Origin of the sequence: Micromonospora tarapacensis, from assembly GCF_019697375.1 — a bacterium.
Classification (GTDB): domain Bacteria; phylum Actinomycetota; class Actinomycetes; order Mycobacteriales; family Micromonosporaceae; genus Micromonospora; species Micromonospora tarapacensis.
Genome location: NZ_JAHCDI010000004.1, coordinates 1,882,155 through 1,899,712 on the forward strand (window position 1 = coordinate 1,882,155; position 17,558 = coordinate 1,899,712).

Here is a 17,558-nt window from a genome sequence, read left to right on the forward strand (position 1 = left end):
CGCCGCACGACTGGTGGGCGGCGGGCGTTGGGGTCCAGGAGGGTGTCGGAGGGCGGCCGGTGGGTTGGTCACCGCGCCGGCCGCCCGAGGGCGTCAGGTGAGCTTCTTCGCGCCCTGGATCGCCTTGGCGAGGTTCTCCAGCAGCGGAGCCGAGCCGGCGTACGAGAATCGGGGCACCGCGTCCCACGGCGTGACCTGCCCGGCCTGCACGGCGGGCAGTTGCTTCCAGGTGGGCTTGGCGGCCAGGTCGGTGGGTTGCAGGGCGGTGCCGCGGTTGTCGAGCAGGATCAGGTCGGCCGGGAACTTGCCGGCGTTCTCCCAGCTGAGAGCCTCGAAATAGTCGCCGGCCTCAAGCTTGGTCGGCACCACGATGTCGACGCCGAGCTCGGCGAAGTACATCAGGTCGGTGCTGACCTCGGGGTTGGAGACGTAGAACAGGTCGGGGCTGCCGGAGGCGGCCATCACCCGGATGCCCGGGTTGGCCTTGACCGCCTGGCGTACCGCCTCGGCGGCGGCCTCGAACCGCGCCTTCGCGTCGGTGACCTTGGCCGCCGACAGGTCCGCGCCGAGGGACTCGGCGAGCTGCGCGTACCGCTCGATCGGCTTGGTCATCGGCACCCGGGCGGTGGTGACGGTCACCACGGGGGCGAGCGGCAGGATCTTGTCCTTGCTCTCGTCCGGCACGTACCAGTAGGCACCCGGGTCGTACATGTGGGTGACCAGCAACTCCGGGCGCAGCGCGGCGTACTTCTCGACGCTGAACTCGCCCCAGACGTTGCCGAGAATCTCCACGCTCTCCAGGTCCAGGTCGCCGGCCTGCGGCTCGGCGGTGCCGTCCGCCTTCTTCGTCTCGCCGAAGACGCCGACCACCTCGCTGCTCAGTCCGAAATCGACCAGCGCGGCGGCGGCACCGGTGAAGGCCACCACCCGCTCGGGCCGCGCCTCGGCGGTGACCGTCTCGGGGCGGTCGTCGGTGAACGACCACGGTCCGGAGGCGTTGTTTGAGGCGGGCGTGGTGGCGTCGTCCCGGCCGCAGCCGGCGAGCACGGCCGCCACGGCGGCAGCGCCACCGGCGGCGAGCAGTCCCCGGCGGGAGAGGCGGCGGGCAGAGACGGGATGAGGCATGGTGTCGTCTTTCGATCAAGGGTCGGGGGGCGATGGACAGCCGCGGTTAGGCTAACCTAACCTAACCTCCTGTCAAGTCCCGCTCGGCGTTTCGCACCACACTGGAGTTCACACTGTCCGTCATCGAGTCGCCACCCCACGCGACGCCGGCCCGGTCCGCACCGCCGTCCGGGCACCGCCGTGCCGCGCTGCGGGCCGGTGGCCTCGCCGCCGCCGCGCTGGCGCTCCTCGCGGTCGCGGTGCTCAGCATCACCGTCGGCGCCAAGCCGATCCCGCTGCCCGACGTGTGGCAGGCCCTGACGGACCGCGACGCCGACGAGTACGCCGTCGTCCGGCAACTGCGCGTGCCACGTACGCTGCTCGGCCTGCTCGCCGGCACCGCCCTCGGCGTCGCCGGTGCGGCGATGCAGGCGCTGACCCGCAACCCGCTCGCCGATCCCGGCCTGCTCGGCATCAACGCCGGTGCCGCCGCCGCGATCGCCACCGCGGCAGCCCTGTTCGGCGTCGCCGGCGGCACCGGTCAGGTCTGGTTCGCGCTGCTCGGCGCCGCCGTCGTCACCGTCGGCGTGTACGCCGTCGGCGGTGGCCGCACGGCCACCCCGGCGCGGCTGGCCCTGGCCGGTGCGGCGCTCAACGCGGCCCTCTACTCGTACGTCAGCGCGGTGATGCTGCTCGACGCGGCCGGACTGGAACGGCTGCGCTTCTGGACCGTCGGGTCGCTGGCCAGCGCCGACACCGGCACCGTGCTGCGGGTGCTGCCGTTCATCGCGGTCGGGCTGCTGGTGGCGCTGGCCGCGGCCCGTCCGCTCAACGCGCTCGCCCTGGGCGACGACGCCGCCCAGGCACTGGGGCCCGCCCGGCCCTGACCCGGGCGGCGGTGATCGCCGCGATCACCCTGCTCTGCGGCGCCGCCACGGCCGCCTGCGGGCCGATCGTCTTCGTCGGGCTGCTCGTGCCGCATCTGGTCCGCGCCCTGACCGGGCCCGACCTGCGCTGGCTGCTGCCGTACTGCGCGCTGCTCGCCCCGGTGCTGCTGCTCGGCTCCGACGTGCTCGGCCGGGTGGTCGGCCGCCCCGGCGAACTCCAGGTCGGGCTGGTGACGGCGGTGGTCGGCGGCCCGCTGTTCCTCTGGCTCGTGACGCGGACGAGGACGGCCCGCACATGATCGTGATCCGTACCCCCGGACGGCTCTCCCTCCGGCTGCATCCGCGGGCCCTCGCGGTCGGCACCGCCTGCCTCCTGCTCGCCCTCGCCGTCGGCGTGCTCGCCGTCGGGCACGGCGACTACCCGATGTCCCCCGCCGACGTGCTGCGCACCCTGGCCGGTGGCGGGAGCCCCGCCGAGGAGTTCATCGTCACCGAACTACGGCTGCCCCGGCTGGTCACCGGGCTGGCCGTCGGCGCCGCGCTCGGGCTGGCCGGCGCGGTGTTCCAGTCGCTGGTACGCAACCCGCTGGGCAGCCCGGACGTGCTCGGCTTCACCCAGGGCGCGGCGACCGGTGCGCTCGTCGTGGTGGCCGTCGGCGGCAGCAGCGCCGCGCTCGCCGGCTCCGCGGCCCTCGGCGGCGTCGTCACCGGCCTGCTCATCTACCTGATCGCCTGGCGCCGGGGCGTGCACGGCTACCGGCTGGTCCTGGTCGGTATCGGCATGTCGGCCATCCTCACCGGCGTCAACGGCTACCTGATGACCCGGGTGCCGCTGATGAGCGCCGCCCGGGCCATGCTCTGGCTCACCGGCAGCCTGGACGGCCGCGGCTGGTCCGACGCCGCGCCGCTGCTGGCCGCCCTCGCGGTGCTGGTGCCGGTGCTGCTCGCCTGCGGTCCGGCGCTGCGGATGACCGAGCTGGGCGACGACGCCGCCAGCGGCCTGGGCGTGCACGTGCACCGGTTGCGGATGCTGTTGCTCGCCGCGGCCGTCCTGCTGGTCGCCCTGTCGGCCGCCGCCGCCGGCCCGGTCTCGTTCGTCGCGCTCACCGCACCGCACCTGGCCCGGCGGCTGACCCGGGCGCCCGGGGTCAACCTGCTGACGGCGGCGGTGATCGGTGCGCTGATCACCGTCCTGGCCGACCAGGTGGCGCTGCGCGCCCTGCCGGGCCAGCTCCCGGTCGGCGTGGTGACCGGCGTCATCGGCGGCGGCTACCTGGTCTGGCTGCTGGCCACCGAACGCCGGGCGGGCCGACTGTGACGCCGACCAGGCCGGCGGGGCCGGCCGTGACGACGACACCCCACGAGAACGGAGCGACCAGCATGCCGACCTCCCGGCTGGGTGGCAGCGGGCTGCGGCTCGCCTACGACCGGCGGATCGTCGCCGAGGACCTGACCGTCGCCGTGCCCGACCGGTCCTTCACGGTCATCATCGGCCCGAACGCGTGCGGCAAGTCCACCCTGCTGCGCGCGCTGTCCCGGCTGCTCAAACCGGCCGCCGGGTCGGTGCTGCTCGACGGTGAGGACATCCACCGGCGGCCCGCCCGGTCCGTGGCCCGTACGCTCGGGCTGCTACCGCAGTCACCGATCGCCCCGGACGGCATCGGCGTGGCCGAGCTGGTCGCCCGGGGGCGCTACCCGCACCAGGGCCTGCTGCGCCAGTGGTCCCGCGAGGACGAGCGGATCGTGGCCGAATCTATGGCCGCCACCGGTGTCGACGACCTCGCCGACCGGCTGGTCGACGAGTTGTCCGGCGGCCAGCGGCAGCGGGTCTGGCTGGCCATGGCGCTGGCCCAGCAGACCCCCCTGCTGTTGCTGGACGAGCCGACCACCTACCTCGACATCGCCCACCAGATCGAGGTCCTCGACCTCTGCGCCCGGTTGCACGAGGAGCAGGGCCGCACCCTGGTCGCGGTGCTGCACGACCTCAACCACGCCGCCCGATACGCCACCCACCTGATCGCGATGCGCGGCGGGCAGGTGGTCGCCGCCGGCGAACCCCGGCGGATCGTCACCGCCGGCCTGGTCGAGGAGGTCTTCGGCCTGCCCTGCCGGGTCATCGACGACCCGGAGACCGGCACCCCACTCGTGGTGCCGGCCGCCCGCGCCCGAGCCGGTACGGTGGCCCGGTGACCGCCCGACGCTATCGGGACGCGCACGGGATCCCGCACCTGCGCGCCGACGACCACGGATCGCTGGCCTTCGCCCAGGGTCGGGTCACCGCGCTGGACCGCGCCTGGCAGATCGAGGTGGAACGGCACCGGTCCCAGGGCACCTCCGCCTCGTTCCTCGGCACCGAGGCGCTGGCCTGGGACAGCTTCGCCCGCCGGGCCCGACTCGACGACACCGCGCGGCGCTGCCACGCCGCCCTCGGTCCGGCCACCGCCGGCTGGGTGGGTCACTACGTCGACGGGGTCAACGCCGGGCTGGCCGCCGGCGCGGCCCGGGCGCCGGAGTTCACCGCCACCGGCCTGGCCCCGGGCCGGTGGCAGCCGTGGACACCGCTCGCCCTCTGGCTCACCCACCACGTGCTGTTCGCCGGCTTCGGCACCAAACTCTGGCGCGAACACGTCGCCCGCCGGCTCGGCCCGCAGGCGGCCGGCCTGTTCACCGTGGACGGCCACGTCACGTCCGGCAGCAACGGCTGGCTGCTCACCGCCGACCGCACCGCCGGCGGTGCCGCGCTGATCGCCGGTGACCCGCACCGGTTCATCGAGGCGCCCGGCATCTACCAGCAGATCCGCCTGGCCTGTCCCGAGTACGACGTGCTCGGCTTCGCCGTACCCGGAATTCCGGGCATCGCGCACTTCGGCCATGCCGGCGGCGTCGCCTGGGCCATCACCAACGCGTCGGCCGACTACCAGGACGGGTACGCCGAGCGACTGCGCCGCCGGGGCGACCGGGTCGAGGCGTACGGCCCGGACGGGTGGCGGCCCGCGCACCGGCACGTCGAGACGATCGAGGTGGCCGGCGCCGATCCGGTCGAGGTCGAGGTGATCGAGACCGACCGGGGGCCGCTGGTCGCCGGCGGACCCGACGACGACGCGGCCGTCACGGTCAGCCTGCGGTACCCGCCCCGGGTCACCGGTGACCTCGGCTTCGCCGTGCTGCCGGAGCTGCTGCGGGCCCGTACCGTCGGCGACGTCGACGCGGCGCTGGACGGCTGGGTCGAGCCGGTCAACGTGGTGCTCGCCGCCGACACCGCCGGCGGGCTGCTGCATCGGGTCGCCGGCCGGGTGCCGCTACGCGACCCGGACAACGGGCGGCGGGTCGTCCCGGCCTGGGACGCGCGGCACGCCTGGCAGGGCTGGCACACCATGCCGAAGGCCCCGGTCGACCAGGTGGCGGTGATGGCCAACGCGCGCGGGATCGCCACCGCGCTCGGCGTGGAGTTCGCGCCGCCGCACCGGGCCGACCGGATCCGCCAGCTGCTGGACGCGGCCACCGACTGGCGTCCCGAGCGGATGGCGGCCGTGCACACCGACACCTACCTGGCCGCCGCCGGGCCGCTGCTGGAGCTGCTCGCCGGGCTGGAGGGGCTCGGTCCGGCCCCCGCCGGGCTGCGGGAACGCCTGCTGGCCTGGGACCGGCGGATGGCCGCCGACAGCGTCGACGCCGCGGCCTTCGCCGATCTGCGGGCGGCGGTGGCCCGCCGGCTCGCGGCCCACCCCGCGCTGGCGGCGCTGGCCGAACCACCCGCCTACCCGGAGGTGTTCCGGCCGTGGCTGGCCCTGCTGCCCCGGGTCGGCTACGCGATCCTGCCGCTGCTGCACGCCGACCTGCCCGGCCTGGACCGCGCCGCGCTGCTGCGCGAGGCGCTCGACGAGGTGGCCGCCGCCGGTGACACCCGACGCTGGGGCGAGCGGCACCGGCTCGCACCGTGGCGGGCGCTGCCCGACCCGGCCGCGCCGCCGGGGCCACAACTCTCCGGTGACCACGACTGCGTGCTCGCCACCTCCAGCGTTCCCGGCGTCACCGACCTGTGCCTGCGCGGGCCGGCGGCCCGCTACGTGTGGGACCTGGGCCGGCGCGAGGAGAGCCGCTGGGTGGTGCCGCTCGGCGCCACCGGTGCCGGGCCGCACCGCGCCGACCAGCTGCCGCTGTGGGTGCGCGGCGACCTGATCCAGGTGACCTGCGACTGGGACCGGCTGATCGAGGAACACGATGCCTGACGGTCACCACCACGAACGGCACGTGCCCCGGTTCGGCGTGGTCACGTTCCGCCCGGTCGACCCGGACGGCGACGCCGAGGTGATCCACTCCTGGGTCAGCCAGGAGCGGGCCCGGTTCTGGGGGATGCGCGACGCCGACCGGGACCGGGTCGCCGAGATCTACCGGTACGTGGACTCGCTGCCCACCCACCACGCGTACCTCACCGAGCGCGACGGGGAACCGGTGGCGCTGTTCCAGACGTACGAACCGGAACACGACCCGGTCGGCGCGTGCTATCCGGTACGCCCCGGTGACCACGGCGGCCACCTGCTGATCGGCACGCCGGTGCGACCCGAGCCGGGATTCACCGGCACCCTGCTGGGCGAGTTCGTCGCCTTCGTCTTCACCGACCGCCGCCGGCTGCGGCTGGTGATGGAACCGGACGCCCGCAACGACAAGGCGATCGCCCGGCTGCGACGGGCCGGCTTCGTCGAGGGCCCGCTGATCGACCTGCCGGACAAGCGGGCCCGGCTGATGTTCCTCGACCGCCCTGGTCGCGCCGCGGATCACGCCGGCTCGCAGCGCTCCGACAGGGCGTAGCGGGTCAGCACCACGTCGCCGATCTGGCGCGCCTCCACCACCCGGGCCCGCCGCCCCGGATGCCACGGGAAACTGCCGTCGCCGACGAACCTCGGTGCCCGCCGGTCTCCGACGAAGAACGGTGCCACCACCAGGTGCAACTCGTCGGCCAGGCCGCTGGCGAGGAACTGGCCGTGCACCACCGCGCCGCCCTCCACCAGCAGCCGGCGCACGCCCCGGTCCGCCAGGTCGGCCAGGACCCGCACCAGGTCGACCGGGTCGCCGGCGTCGACCACGGTGGCCAGCCCACCCAGCCGGTGCCGGGTCTTGTCCAGCACGCCGCTGGCGCAGTAGACGATCCGGTCGGTGTCACCGACGGTGAACAGGCGGGCCGCCGGGTCCAGGTCGCCGCAGCCGGTCAGCGTCACCCGGGTCGGTGATTCCGGCAGGCCGCGGGCGAGGCGTTCGGCCCGGCGGCGGTCGCAACGCACCAGCAGCCGGGGATCGTCGCGGCGGACGGTGCCGGCGCCCACCAGAATCGCCTCGCAGCCGGCGCGGACCGCGTCGACCCGGTCGAGATCCGCCTCGTTGGACAGCAGCAACCGGTCGTCGGTGGCGTCGTCGATGTAGCCGTCGATGGAGGTGGCGCAGCTGAGCAGCACGTACGGCCGCGGTGCCGTCGATGGGCCGGTCACCGGACGAAGGGGAGGTCGGCGGTGCGGGCGGCGCGGCTGGCCTTGGCCGCGAGGTACCCGGCGTTGGCCGGGGAGAGGAACACCCCGGTGGGCATCTGCTCGGTCACGGTCACCCCGAGCCGGGCCAACTGCTCGGTCTTCTCCGGGTTGTTGCTCAGCACCGCGATCGGCCCGACCCCCAGCGCGGCGAGCATCTGCGCGGCCACCGTGTAGTCACGTTCGTCCTCGGCGTGGCCGAGCGCCACGTTGGCCTCGTAGGTGTCCAGTCCCGCGTCCTGCAACGCGTACGCGTCGAGCTTGGCGTACAACCCGATTCCCCGGCCCTCCTGCCGCAGGTAGAGCAGGTAGCCGCCGACCTCGGCGATCCGCTGCACCGCCTCCCGCAACTGGGGGCCGCAGTCGCAGCGCTGGCTGCCGAACACGTCACCGGTCAGGCACTCACTGTGCGGACGGACCAGCGGCACGGACCCGCCACGCTCCCCCGCGCCGGTGTCGTCACCGAGAGCGAAGGCGACGTGCTCCCGGCCGTCGACCAGCCCGTCGAAGGTGAACAGCCGGGCCGTGGTGGTGTAGCCGTCGGAGAACCGCAGCGGCACGGTGACCTGCGTCCGGATGGTGGCGACAGGCAGTGATTCGGACATGGGTCTCCTCGTCAGACGGTGGCTGGAACACGGACACGTCGGGCCAGCAGGACCGCGGCACCGGGCAGGCTCGCGACGAGCACGAGAGCGCCGTACACCGTCGCGGTGGCCACCCCCTCCGCGGCGGTCAGGCCGGCGGCGGCGAATGCCCACGCGGCCACCCTCGCGGGGGCCGAACCCGGCCACGTTGGCCGGCACCCCCATCGCGAGCAGGGCCAGCAGGGTCAGCGGCAGCAGCAGGGTCAGCGGGGCGGTGGAGCCCGCCGTGCGTGCCGCCACCAGGAACGTCGCGAGGTGCCCGGCGACCGCGATCGCGGAGGCCAGCAGCACACCCAGCCAGGTCCGCCGGCCCAACAGCCCCCGGCGCACGTCGGACACGGCGGTGCCCACGACGTGGGTGAACCGGGAGGCACCCGAGTGCGGCAGCAACCGGGCGGCCAGCAGCACCGCCACCAGCACCGCCACCACCACCGCGGTCGCCACCGGCAGGAACGGCCGCACCGGCGACGGGAAGGCGAACAGCAGCACCACGGCGACCGCGACCAGCACCAGCTGCCCGGCGATCCGCTCCCAGACGACCGCCCGGATGCCGCGGCCGACGTCACCGACGTCGCGGCCGTGACGGACCGCCCGGTGCACGTCGCCGAGGATCCCGCCGGGCAGGGTCGCGTTGAGGAACACCGCCCGGTAGCAGTGGGCCACCGCGTCGCGCAGCGGCAGCCGGACGCCGAGACCACCGGCGACCAGACTCCACCGCCAGGCCGCGCAGACGGTGGTGAGCACACCGATGGCGAGCGCGGCGGCCAGCGCGGGCGCGTCGATCAGCCGCAGCCCGGCCAGGAACGGCCCGGTGCCCAGCCAGCACAGCAACCCGACGAGCACGGCGAGCCCCAGCGCCAGTCGCGCCCATCCCCAGAACGACCGGCCCGCCGGGGCAGCCGTGGACACGTCACCAGCAACTGCATCCCCCACCCGTGCCTCCCCGGCATGACGATCTTTCCTGACAGTACGCACGCAGCTGGCCGGCAACCGGTTCAACGGCGCAGGGCCAGCAGATCCGCGTGGTCGACCAGTACCCCGAGCCCGCCGGTTTCAGCCTCGGCCAGCCGCCGTCGCGCGTACTCCCGGGTGCGGGCGACGAGTTCGGGACGTTGCGCGCAGGCCGCGTCGAGCCAACCGGTGAACCACTGGGCCGCCAGGGTGGCCTGCTCCGGACCGAGCCGCCACGGGCTGGGCCGCACGTCGACGGCCACCCCGTGCCGGGCGAACGCGGCGGCACAGTGCTTTGCGGCGTCCGGCCCGAGCAACCGGCGGCCGTCGACGGTACGGCGCTGGTGGGCGTTGAACGCCGCGGCGACCTCGGCGTCCAGCGGATCCGCCGGGCTCAACCGCACCGCGCCGGTCACCGAGATCAGGAACAGCGCCGGGCAGCCCGCCTTCGCGCAGGCGGCGACCAGCTGGTCGACCTCCTCGGCGGTCAGCATGTCGAGCAGCGCCGAGGCGGTGACCAGGGCGGCGTCGGCCAGCTCGGTGGCGGTCAGCCGGGTCAGGTCACCCTGGCGCGTCTCGACCGTCACCGGTGCGCCGTCGGCGGCGGTGCCGGGCACGCCGGCGCGCGCCGGGCCAGCAGGTCCGGATCCCGGTCGTGGAGGATCCAGTGCTGCGGCCCCGGCAGCAGCGGGGCCAGCCAGCGGCCCAGCGAACCGGTGCCGGCACCGAGGTCGTGCACGACCAGCGGCCCGCCGCCGGCCAGTGCCGCCCGGACCGTGTCGACCAGCTCCATCGACCGGGCCGCCACGTCGGCGGGTTCCCGCACGGCGAGCCACTGCGCGAAATCGGACGGGAGATCGATGCTCATACCGACGCCTCCTTGAGGGCCGTGGTGATCAGGGCGACGGTGGTCGTCCAGTCGGTGAGGGTGGCCCGCCGCTGGCGGGCGAGCCGGCGCAGGTGCACGCGCAGCGGCGCGTCGTCGAGCCAGCGGCGCAGCGCCCCGGCCAGCGCGGCCGGGTCGTCGGGCGGCACGAGCAGGCCGGGCCGTTCACCCGAGGTCGTCCGCCCAAGGGTGTCGGGCAGCCCGCCGACGGCGGTGGCGAGCACCGGGACGCCGCGGGCCAGCGCCTCGGTGACCACCATGGCGTACGTCTCCCCGCGCGACGGGTGCACCAGCAGGTCGGCGGCGGCGTATCCGGCGGCGAGGCGCTCGCCGGTCAGTGGGCCGGTCAGCCGGATCCGGTCGCCGAAGCCGTGGGCGGTGATCCGGTCGTGCAGCCGGTCGACGAACGCGGGATCCCGGTGCAGCGGTCCGACGCAGGTCAGCGTCCAGGGCCGGTCGCTGACCGCCGTGAGCGCCTCGACCAGCAGGTCGTGGCCCTTGTGCGGGGCGACCGCCGCGACGCAGAGCAGCGCGGAACCGGCCGCCGATCCCGGCGCGGGTGACGCCGGATCCACCCCGGGCGGGGCGACGTGCACCCGGTGCGCGGGCAGCGCGTAGCGCCGCAGCAGCGCGTCGCGGGTCCAGGTGCTGGTCGCGACGACGGCCGTGGCGCAGCCCAGCGCCCTGGCCTCGGTGTCGTCGTCGCGGGGCAGGTGCACCAGGACGACCAGGCGCAGCCGCCGGGCGTGCGCGGCGAGGGCGTCCGGCACCACCGAGGCGACCAGGCCGTCGATCAGCACGAGCGCGCCGTCGGGCGGCTGCGCCAGGACCCGGGCCAGGGCCGCCCGCTCCACGGCCGACGGATCGGGCCAGGCGCCGGGCACGGGTGTTCGCGGACCGACCAGCCGGCGTCGGCGAGGCCGGTGCAGATCCGCCGGTCGTAGCCGTTGCCGCCGCTGGGTGACGCCGGGTCGTCGATGTCGCCCGGCAGGATCACGTGCAGGGTCGGCACGTCAGGCGGTGCCCTCGCCCGCACGGTCCGGCCCCGGCAGCGACCGTTCGTAGCTGGCCCAGGCGACGTGCGACTCGTGCAGGGTGACCGTGATCCCGGTCAGTCCGTGGGCCCCGGCGCCGAGGGCACCGGCGCTCACCCGGCCGGCGAGCCGGTCGGCGATGGTCCGGGCCAGCACCTCGGTGGTGGTGTTCGTCCCGGCGAAGGCCGGCTCGTCGTCGAGGTTGCGGTAGTTCAGCTCGGCGAGCACCGCCTTGAGCTGGTCGGTGGCCAGTCCGATGTCGACCACGATGCCGTCGCTGTCGAGGTCGGGACGGCGGAAGGTGGCGTCGACCACGAACGTGGCGCCGTGCAGCCGTCGGGCGGGGCCGAAGACCTCGCCGCGGAAGCTGTGGGCGATCATGATGTGGTCACGGACGGTCACGCTGAACACGGTTCACTCCCCGTCGTAGGTGATGAGGTGGCACAGCGCGGGCAGGTCGCCTCCGCTGAGTCGGGCGAGCACGTCGGGCAGCTCCGCGAACGGCGACCGCCCGGTGATCAGCGCGTCGAAGGCCGGTTCGGCGAGCAGGTCGAGGGCGAGGGCCAGCCGGTCGGCGTAACTGCGACTGCCCCGCCGCGCCGGGGCGACGGTGCCGACCTGGCTGCTGCGGATGGTCAGCCGACCGGAGTGGAACGCGCCACCGAGCGAGAGCTGCACCGGCCGGTCGCCGTACCAGCTCAGTTCGAGCATCGTGCCCTCCGGGGCGAGCAGGTCGAGGCCGCGTTGCAGCCCGGCGGCGGTGGCGCTGGCGTGCACCACGAGATCCCGTCCGCCGACGGCGGTCTCGGGTGCGGCGAAGTCCACCCCGAGCGCGGCGGCCACCTCGGCGCGCGCCGGGTCGGTGTCGACCAGTTCGACCCGGACGCCGGGGAAGCGGGCCAGCAGCGCCGCCACGGCGCAGCCGACCATGCCGCCGCCGACGACGCTGACCCGGTCGCCGACCAGCGGCGGGGCGTCCCACAGCGCGTTGACCGCGGTCTCCACCGTGCCGGCCAGCACCGCCCGGGCCGCCGGGACCCGGTCGGGCACCACGGTCACGGCGTCGACCGGCACCACGTACGCGCTCTGGTGCGGGTGCAGGCAGAATACGGTCCGCCCGCGTAGCTGCGACGGTCCCTGTTCGACCTCGCCTACGCTGAGGTAGCCGTACTTGACGGGGGCGGGGAAGTCGCCCTCCTGGAATGGGGCGCGCATCGTGGTGTATTGGCTGGCGGGAACGCCACCGGCGAAGACCAACGTTTCGGTGCCGCGGCTGACGCCGGAGTAACGGCTGCGGACGAGGACCTCGTCGGGGCCCGGCTCGGGCAGCGTCACCGGTCGGATCTCACCCGCGCCGGGTGCTCGGAGCCAGAAGGCGCGGGCGGCTCGCGTCACGGGTTTTTCTCCTCAGCTGCGTCCGGACCGAACGGATCCGTCGTAATTTCCGTAGTTCCCTGTCAGGGGTCGTCGATCATAACCACGGAGGCATGGTGTCCACAGTTCGAACCGGTCCGCAAATTGGGCTGATCGTCCAGATTGTCCTGCTGGCGACACTCGCCGCGACGGTCGGCCTCGGCGGCGCGGGCTGGCTGGCCGGCCTGGCGTACGGCGCGGTCACCTGCCGGGCACTGGTGCACGGCCTGCGGCACGCCGGCTCGGACCGGCTGGGCCCGGCCGACTGGGTGACGATGGGCCGCGGGCTGCTGGTCGGCGCGGTGACCGCGCTGATCGCCGACGCGCTGGTCGGCGGCCGTCCCGCGCCGGTGGTGGTGCTGGTGGCGATGACGACGGTCGCGCTGGCGCTCGACGCCGTCGACGGCAAGGTGGCCCGGCGCACCAGGACGGTCAGCGCCCTGGGCGCCCGGTTCGACATGGAGGTCGACTCGTTCCTGGTGCTGGTGCTGAGCCTCTACGTCGCCCCCGCACTCGGGATCTGGGTGCTCGCCATCGGCGTCATGCGGTACGCGTTCCTGGCCGCCGGCTGGGTGCTGCCCTGGATGGACGCGCAACTGCCGCCCCGGTACTGGCGTAAGGTGGTCGCCGCGGTCCAGGGGATCATGCTCGCGGTCGCCGCGTCCCAGGTGCTGCCGGTGCCGCTGACGACCCTCGTGCTGGTGGCGGCGCTCGGCCTGCTCGTCGAGTCGTTCGGGCGGGACGTCACCTGGCTGTGGCGGCACCGGACGGCGACCGTTAGGGCGGTGCCGGCCCTGGTCGTGCCGTCGGTGCCGATCGGCGTTCGCCGCGTCGACCGGGTCGACCGGGTCGACGAGCGTGACCTGACCACCGCGCCCGTCCTGTCGCTGCGCTGACCCGGGAGACCCAGTTGTCGACCTCCGACCCGGCCCCCGCGCCGGACGCCGAGCAGCACCCGAACAGCACGACCGAGCCTCCCGTGGCTGAGGTCGGCGCCGGGGCCACCACCCGGGGCCGCCGGATCGCGGCCCGGGTGGTCACGACGCTCGCCGCCGTGCTGGTGCTGGTCACGTTGACCCTGCCCAACCGCCCGTGGCAGCTGGAACCCGGCGCGTTCCTGCGGATCCCGCTGGAGGCGCTGCTGCTGGCCGCGCTGCTGCTCGCGCTGCCCGGGCGGCCCCGCCGGGTGGTGGCGGCGGTGGCCGGTGGACTGCTCGGTCTCGTCGCCGTGGTGAAGGTCGGTGACCTGGGCTTCTATTCGTCGTTGGGCCGCCCGTTCGACCTGGTGCTGGACTGGTCGCTGCTCGACGAGGCGTTCACCTTCGTGGCCGAGTCGATCGGCCGGCCGGGCGCGATCGCCATCGCGCTCGGTGTCGGGCTGCTGCTGCTGGCCGTGCCGGTGCTGACCGCCCTGTCCGCGGTGCGGCTGTCCGGGCTGCTGGCCCGGCACCGCACCGGCACCACCCGGGCCGTCGCGTCGCTGGTCGTGGTCTGGGCGGTGCTGGCCGCCGTCGGGGTGCGGATCGTGCCCGCCATGCCGGTGGCCGACACCAACGCCACCATTCTCGTCCAGGAGCACGCCGCCGAGGTCCGGGACCGGCTGCGCGACCGTCAGGTGTTCGCCAACGAGGTGGGGGTGGACCCGTTCCGGGACGTGCCCGGCGACCAGTTGCTCACCGGGCTGCGCGGCAAGGACGTGCTGATCGCCTTCGTGGAGAGCTACGGCCGCGACGCGGTCACCGACGCCGAGTTCGCCTCCGTCCCCCGGCTGCTCGACGAGAGCGCCGACCGGCTGTCCGCGGCCGGGTTCGCCTCCCGCAGCGGCTTCCTCACCTCACCGACCATCGGCGGCGCGAGCTGGCTGGCGCACGCCACCCTGCTCTCCGGTCTGTGGGTCGACAACAACCAGCGCTACCGGAACCTGCTCGCCACCGACCGGTTCACCCTCGGTGACGCGTTCCGCCGCGCCTCCTGGCGTACGGTCGGGGTGATGCCGGCGGTCAACCAGGCGTGGCCGGAGGGCGCGTTCTACGGCTACGAGCAGTTCTACAGCGGGCCGGACCTGGGCTACCAGGGGCCGAAGTTCGCCTTCGCCCCGATGCCCGACCAGTTCGCCGTGCACACGTTCCACCAGCGGGAACTCGCCGTCGAGCGGGACCGGCCGGTGATGGCCGAGCTGGCCCTGGTCTCCAGCCACTCGCCGTGGACCAAGGTGCCGTCGCTGGTCGACTGGGACGACATCGACAACGGGGAGGTGTTCCGCCAGGGCATCATCGGCACCCCGACGGCGCAGGCCCGCACCGGCTACCGGCACTCGATCAGCTACACGCTGCGTACCCTCGTCTCCTACGTGGAGAGGTACGGCGACGACGACACGGTGCTGGTCTTCGTCGGTGACCACCAGCCGGCGCCGGTGGTGACCGGCGAGAACCCCAGCCACGACGTGCCGATCCACATCGTGGCCAGGGACCCGGCGGTGCTGGCGCGGATCGACGACTGGGGTTGGCAGGACGGCCTCACCCCGGACGCGAGCGCGCCGGTCTGGCGGATGGACTCCTTCCGCGACCGCTTCCTCACCGCCTTCGGCCCCACCGGTTCCCGCCCCCGGGCCCAACCCCGCTGACCCTCGGTCACCCGGGTTTCCGGGCGACCAGGACGTCGCGGACGATGGCCTGGTCGACGCGGTGGGACAGGGCCTGCCACGGGCCGTCGTCGAGAACGGTGAGGCCGGCGGCGGCCAGTTGCTCGGCGGCGGCCTCGCGCCGGGCCACGTTGGTGTTCCACGAGATGCCGAGGGCGCCGCCGGGGCGCAGGAGCCGGGCCCAGCCCGGCACGGCCGCCGCGAGCAACCCGAGCGGGTCGCGGGCCAGTCCGGTCGCGGCGGTACGGCTGCCGTGCTGCACGCCGTACGGGGCGTCGGCCACCACCACGTCGACCGTCTCCGGCCGGAAGAACTCGCCGACCCGGGTGGTGTCGGCGTTGACCACGTCCACCGACTGCACGTCACCGGCCTTGTGTGCCTCCTTCGAGGCGGCCACCTCCAGCCGCAACCGCCGGCCGACCACCTTGCGTTCGCGGCGCACCGGCCCGGACTCCAGCACCCGGTGTTTGACCCGCTTGCGCTTGAGCCAGGTGGTAAAAAACGTCTGGTACGCCTCGAAGTCCTTGCTGTCCCGGTCGAGACCGGCGGCGTCGAAGCCGTACATCACCGCCTGGTTGACGGTGGTGCCCCGGCCGCACAGCGGGTCGAGCACCCGGAACCGCCGGGTGAGCAGGTCACCGGCCCAGTCCGAGGCGAGCAGGGTGACGTTGAGCAGCAGCTTGGTGAACTGCTCGTTGGTCTTGCCCGGGTACTTCTGGATGGTGATCAGGTCGTCGTCGAAGCGGTCCAGCCGGCCCAGCGGCACCGGGCGCAGCAGGTCGCCGACGAACTCGAAGAGCGCGTACACGCTGGAGAGGTTGCCCAGCAGCGCCGCATCCCGTTCGCTGAGCCCCCCGTCGGCGGTGAAGGTGACATAACGCGCCCCGCCGACGGTGGCCGTCTGCACCGCACCGATCCGCCCGCCGAGCACCCGGTCGCCGAAGATCTCCAACTCCGCCCGCGTCAACTCGACCGCAGCCCCCGCATAAACCCGATTGCTCGACGGCAAAATCAACACCCCATACCCACCCACAACCCCCACTATCCCACCCCCACCCCCACCCCCACCCCCACCCGTTACCCCCCACCCCACCCCACCCCCACCCCCCACCCCCGCCCTGCCGATCATGCAGTTGTGGCGCCCGGAACGCCCCTGTTCGAGGCATTCGTGAGGCACCACAACTGCATGATCGACGAGATCGTCAGGCGGGGAGGCCGCCCACCTGGGTGTTGATCCAGGGGGGATGGAGGGCAGGTCGCGGTAGCAGGCACCGGAGCTGCTGGGGTTGTTGGTGCAGATCTCGTACACGGCGTTGATGCCGCTGCACCGGCTGTCCGCCACGGTCGGCGCCGAGCCGCAGCCGCGTACCGGGCAGGTCAGGCCCCAGCCGGTGATCCGGGTGGCGGTGCCGACCGCGCCGGAGGAGGTCGGAATCCGGGCCGGCGCGTAGCTGACCGAGCTGGACAGCTGGAACAGCTTGACGTCGATGCTCGGGTGGTTGACCGCCCGGCTCACCCTGACCACCGTGCCGCCGTACCGCCGCTGCTGCGGTTGGTGCTGCCCACCCGCACCGAGGACGGTGTCGGGCAGTGCTTCGCGGTGACCACCCGGTTGGCCTTGATCAGGGTGCCGGCGCAGCCGGAGGTGTAGACCAGCCAGGGGTAGTTCTCGGTGGCCGGCCGGCCACCGACCACGAGAGTGCCGAAGTCGGTGTCCTCCTGCGCCCAGGTGTACGTCTCGGCGACGCCGGCGGTGCTGCGGCTGCCCGCGAAGAGTTGGTTGACCCGGCTCGCCTCGGCGGCGCTGGGATACGCGTTGGTGCAGGAGACCGGGGCGCTGCTGCCGGACATCAGGTCGGAGCAGAGCCCGGTGCGCCGGTCGGGCAGGCCGAGGATGTGGCCGAACTCGTGGGTGGCGATCCGGGTGCGGTGGTAGCCCTGGTCGACCGCCTGCCAGCCCATCCAGATCCGGCCCGAACCGAGTCCGGTGACCTGGGCCCGGGGCCAGCCGCTGTCGACCAGGATGGTGACGCTGGCCGGCGCGCCGGCCACCAGCCGGACGTTGCCGACCCGGCTGTTCCAGATCTGGGCGGCCTGGTCGAAGTTGGTCCGGAACTCGCCGGCCCGGCTGGCGTCGTAGTAGACGGTCCGGGCGGCGGCGGCACCGGTGGCGGTGACCACCTGGACTCCGGTCGTCGCCAGCACCGCCGCCAGCGCGGCGGTGGCCGCGCGCAGCAGCTGTCGTCGGATCATCACACACTCCCCTGCGGACTTCGCGGCACACGATCCGCCGCAATCGATGTGCATGAGTGTTATTGGCCACCGCTGGCGGGACTGTCATCACAAAAGCGTCATACCGCCCAGCCCTGTTACCCGCGCGTTACGCCGCCGTGAAGCTGCGGCGGCGTACCCCGTAGACGGTGGATCCGACCAGTTCAGTGCCCGTCCGCGACAGCGGCGGGTGGACAGCACGAGGAGA

11 protein-coding genes and 6 pseudogenes are annotated in these 17,558 nt (G+C 74.1%); 7 read left to right on the forward strand and 10 right to left on the reverse strand.

Going from position 1 to position 17,558, the window contains the following annotated elements:
- Positions 1-93: 93 nt before the first annotated feature.
- Positions 94-1,125, reverse strand: coding sequence for an ABC transporter substrate-binding protein (locus KIF24_RS14475; RefSeq protein ID WP_221084477.1), 1,032 nt, complete (start codon positions 1,123-1,125; stop codon positions 94-96).
- Between the two features lie 69 nt (positions 1,126-1,194).
- Between KIF24_RS14475 and KIF24_RS14480 the strand changes: the two are divergent.
- The 5 genes and pseudogenes from KIF24_RS14480 to KIF24_RS14500 all read left to right on the forward strand — a co-directional run bounded on the left by KIF24_RS14480 (position 1,195) and on the right by KIF24_RS14500 (position 6,800).
- Positions 1,195-2,290 (forward strand): annotated as a pseudogene (locus KIF24_RS14480) (FecCD family ABC transporter permease).
- Positions 2,287-3,309 (forward strand): FecCD family ABC transporter permease, encoded by a 1,023-nt coding sequence (locus tag KIF24_RS14485; protein ID WP_221084478.1) that lies wholly within the window; start codon positions 2,287-2,289, stop codon positions 3,307-3,309. Before KIF24_RS14480 ends, KIF24_RS14485 begins: the two are co-directional and overlap by 4 nt.
- A gap of 62 nt (positions 3,310-3,371) precedes the next feature.
- The gene (locus KIF24_RS14490) at positions 3,372-4,181 is read left to right on the forward strand and encodes an ABC transporter ATP-binding protein (RefSeq protein WP_221084479.1); all 810 of its coding nucleotides are present in this window, start codon (positions 3,372-3,374) and stop codon (positions 4,179-4,181) included.
- Positions 4,178-6,220 (forward strand): penicillin acylase family protein, encoded by a 2,043-nt coding sequence (locus KIF24_RS14495; protein WP_221084480.1) that lies wholly within the window; start codon positions 4,178-4,180, stop codon positions 6,218-6,220. Before KIF24_RS14490 ends, KIF24_RS14495 begins: the two co-directional genes overlap by 4 nt.
- The gene (locus KIF24_RS14500) at positions 6,213-6,800 is read left to right on the forward strand and encodes a GNAT family N-acetyltransferase (RefSeq protein ID WP_221084481.1); all 588 of its coding nucleotides are present in this window, start codon (positions 6,213-6,215) and stop codon (positions 6,798-6,800) included. Before KIF24_RS14495 ends, KIF24_RS14500 begins: the two co-directional genes overlap by 8 nt.
- On the opposite strand, the gene KIF24_RS14505 is transcribed toward KIF24_RS14500, so the two are convergent.
- The 7 genes and pseudogenes from KIF24_RS14505 to KIF24_RS14535 form a co-directional block, all read right to left on the reverse strand.
- A complete protein-coding gene (locus KIF24_RS14505; protein WP_221084482.1) occupies positions 6,767-7,474 on the reverse strand; it encodes a RibD family protein in 708 nt (235 codons plus the stop codon). The two genes, KIF24_RS14500 and KIF24_RS14505, sit on opposite strands and share 34 nt — an antisense overlap.
- Positions 7,471-8,115 (reverse strand): GTP cyclohydrolase II, encoded by a 645-nt coding sequence (locus tag KIF24_RS14510; RefSeq protein WP_221084483.1) that lies wholly within the window; start codon positions 8,113-8,115, stop codon positions 7,471-7,473. The genes KIF24_RS14505 and KIF24_RS14510 overlap by 4 nt, the downstream gene beginning before the upstream one ends.
- Before the next feature lie 11 nt (positions 8,116-8,126).
- A pseudogene (locus KIF24_RS14515) lies at positions 8,127-9,063 on the reverse strand (lysylphosphatidylglycerol synthase domain-containing protein).
- Between the two features lie 86 nt (positions 9,064-9,149).
- Positions 9,150-9,973: pseudogene (locus KIF24_RS14520) on the reverse strand (methyltransferase domain-containing protein).
- Positions 9,970-11,003: pseudogene (locus tag KIF24_RS14525) on the reverse strand (glycosyltransferase family 4 protein). The pseudogenes KIF24_RS14520 and KIF24_RS14525 overlap by 4 nt, the downstream one beginning before the upstream one ends.
- A 1-nt stretch (position 11,004) precedes the next feature.
- Positions 11,005-11,436, reverse strand: a complete 432-nt coding sequence (locus KIF24_RS14530) for a 6-pyruvoyl trahydropterin synthase family protein (RefSeq protein ID WP_221084484.1) — start codon at positions 11,434-11,436, stop codon at positions 11,005-11,007.
- 3 nt (positions 11,437-11,439) lie between these two features.
- A complete protein-coding gene (locus tag KIF24_RS14535) occupies positions 11,440-12,420 on the reverse strand; it encodes a zinc-dependent alcohol dehydrogenase (RefSeq protein ID WP_221084485.1) in 981 nt (326 codons plus the stop codon).
- A 92-nt stretch (positions 12,421-12,512) separates the two neighbouring features.
- On the opposite strand from KIF24_RS14535, the pseudogene KIF24_RS14540 reads away from it, so the two are divergent.
- Positions 12,513-13,205: pseudogene (locus KIF24_RS14540) on the forward strand (CDP-alcohol phosphatidyltransferase family protein); the annotation flags it as partial.
- 143 nt (positions 13,206-13,348) lie between these two features.
- On the forward strand, positions 13,349-15,061 hold the full coding sequence (locus KIF24_RS14545) for a sulfatase-like hydrolase/transferase (RefSeq protein WP_221084487.1): 1,713 nt from the start codon (positions 13,349-13,351) through the stop codon (positions 15,059-15,061).
- Positions 15,062-15,068: 7 nt separating this feature from the next.
- On the opposite strand, the gene KIF24_RS14550 is transcribed toward KIF24_RS14545, so the two are convergent.
- Complete coding sequence (locus KIF24_RS14550) at positions 15,069-16,097, reverse strand: TRM11 family SAM-dependent methyltransferase (protein WP_331461131.1); 1,029 nt, start codon at positions 16,095-16,097, stop codon at positions 15,069-15,071.
- Between the two features lie 237 nt (positions 16,098-16,334).
- Positions 16,335-17,386: pseudogene (locus KIF24_RS14555) on the reverse strand (snapalysin family zinc-dependent metalloprotease); the annotation flags it as partial.
- Between the last annotated feature and the right edge of the window lie 172 nt (positions 17,387-17,558).

Excerpts from the sequence above, each read along its gene's own strand:
- KIF24_RS14475 (WP_221084477.1), bottom strand. The coding sequence starts at position 1,125 with ATGCCTCATCCCGTCTCTGCCCGCCGCCTCTCCCGCCGGGGACTGCTC.
- KIF24_RS14485 (WP_221084478.1), top strand. The coding sequence starts at position 2,287 with ATGATCGTGATCCGTACCCCCGGACGGCTCTCCCTCCGGCTGCATCCG.
- KIF24_RS14490 (WP_221084479.1), top strand. The coding sequence starts at position 3,372 with ATGCCGACCTCCCGGCTGGGTGGCAGCGGGCTGCGGCTCGCCTACGAC.
- KIF24_RS14500 (WP_221084481.1), top strand. The coding sequence starts at position 6,213 with ATGCCTGACGGTCACCACCACGAACGGCACGTGCCCCGGTTCGGCGTG.
- KIF24_RS14510 (WP_221084483.1), bottom strand. The coding sequence starts at position 8,115 with ATGTCCGAATCACTGCCTGTCGCCACCATCCGGACGCAGGTCACCGTG.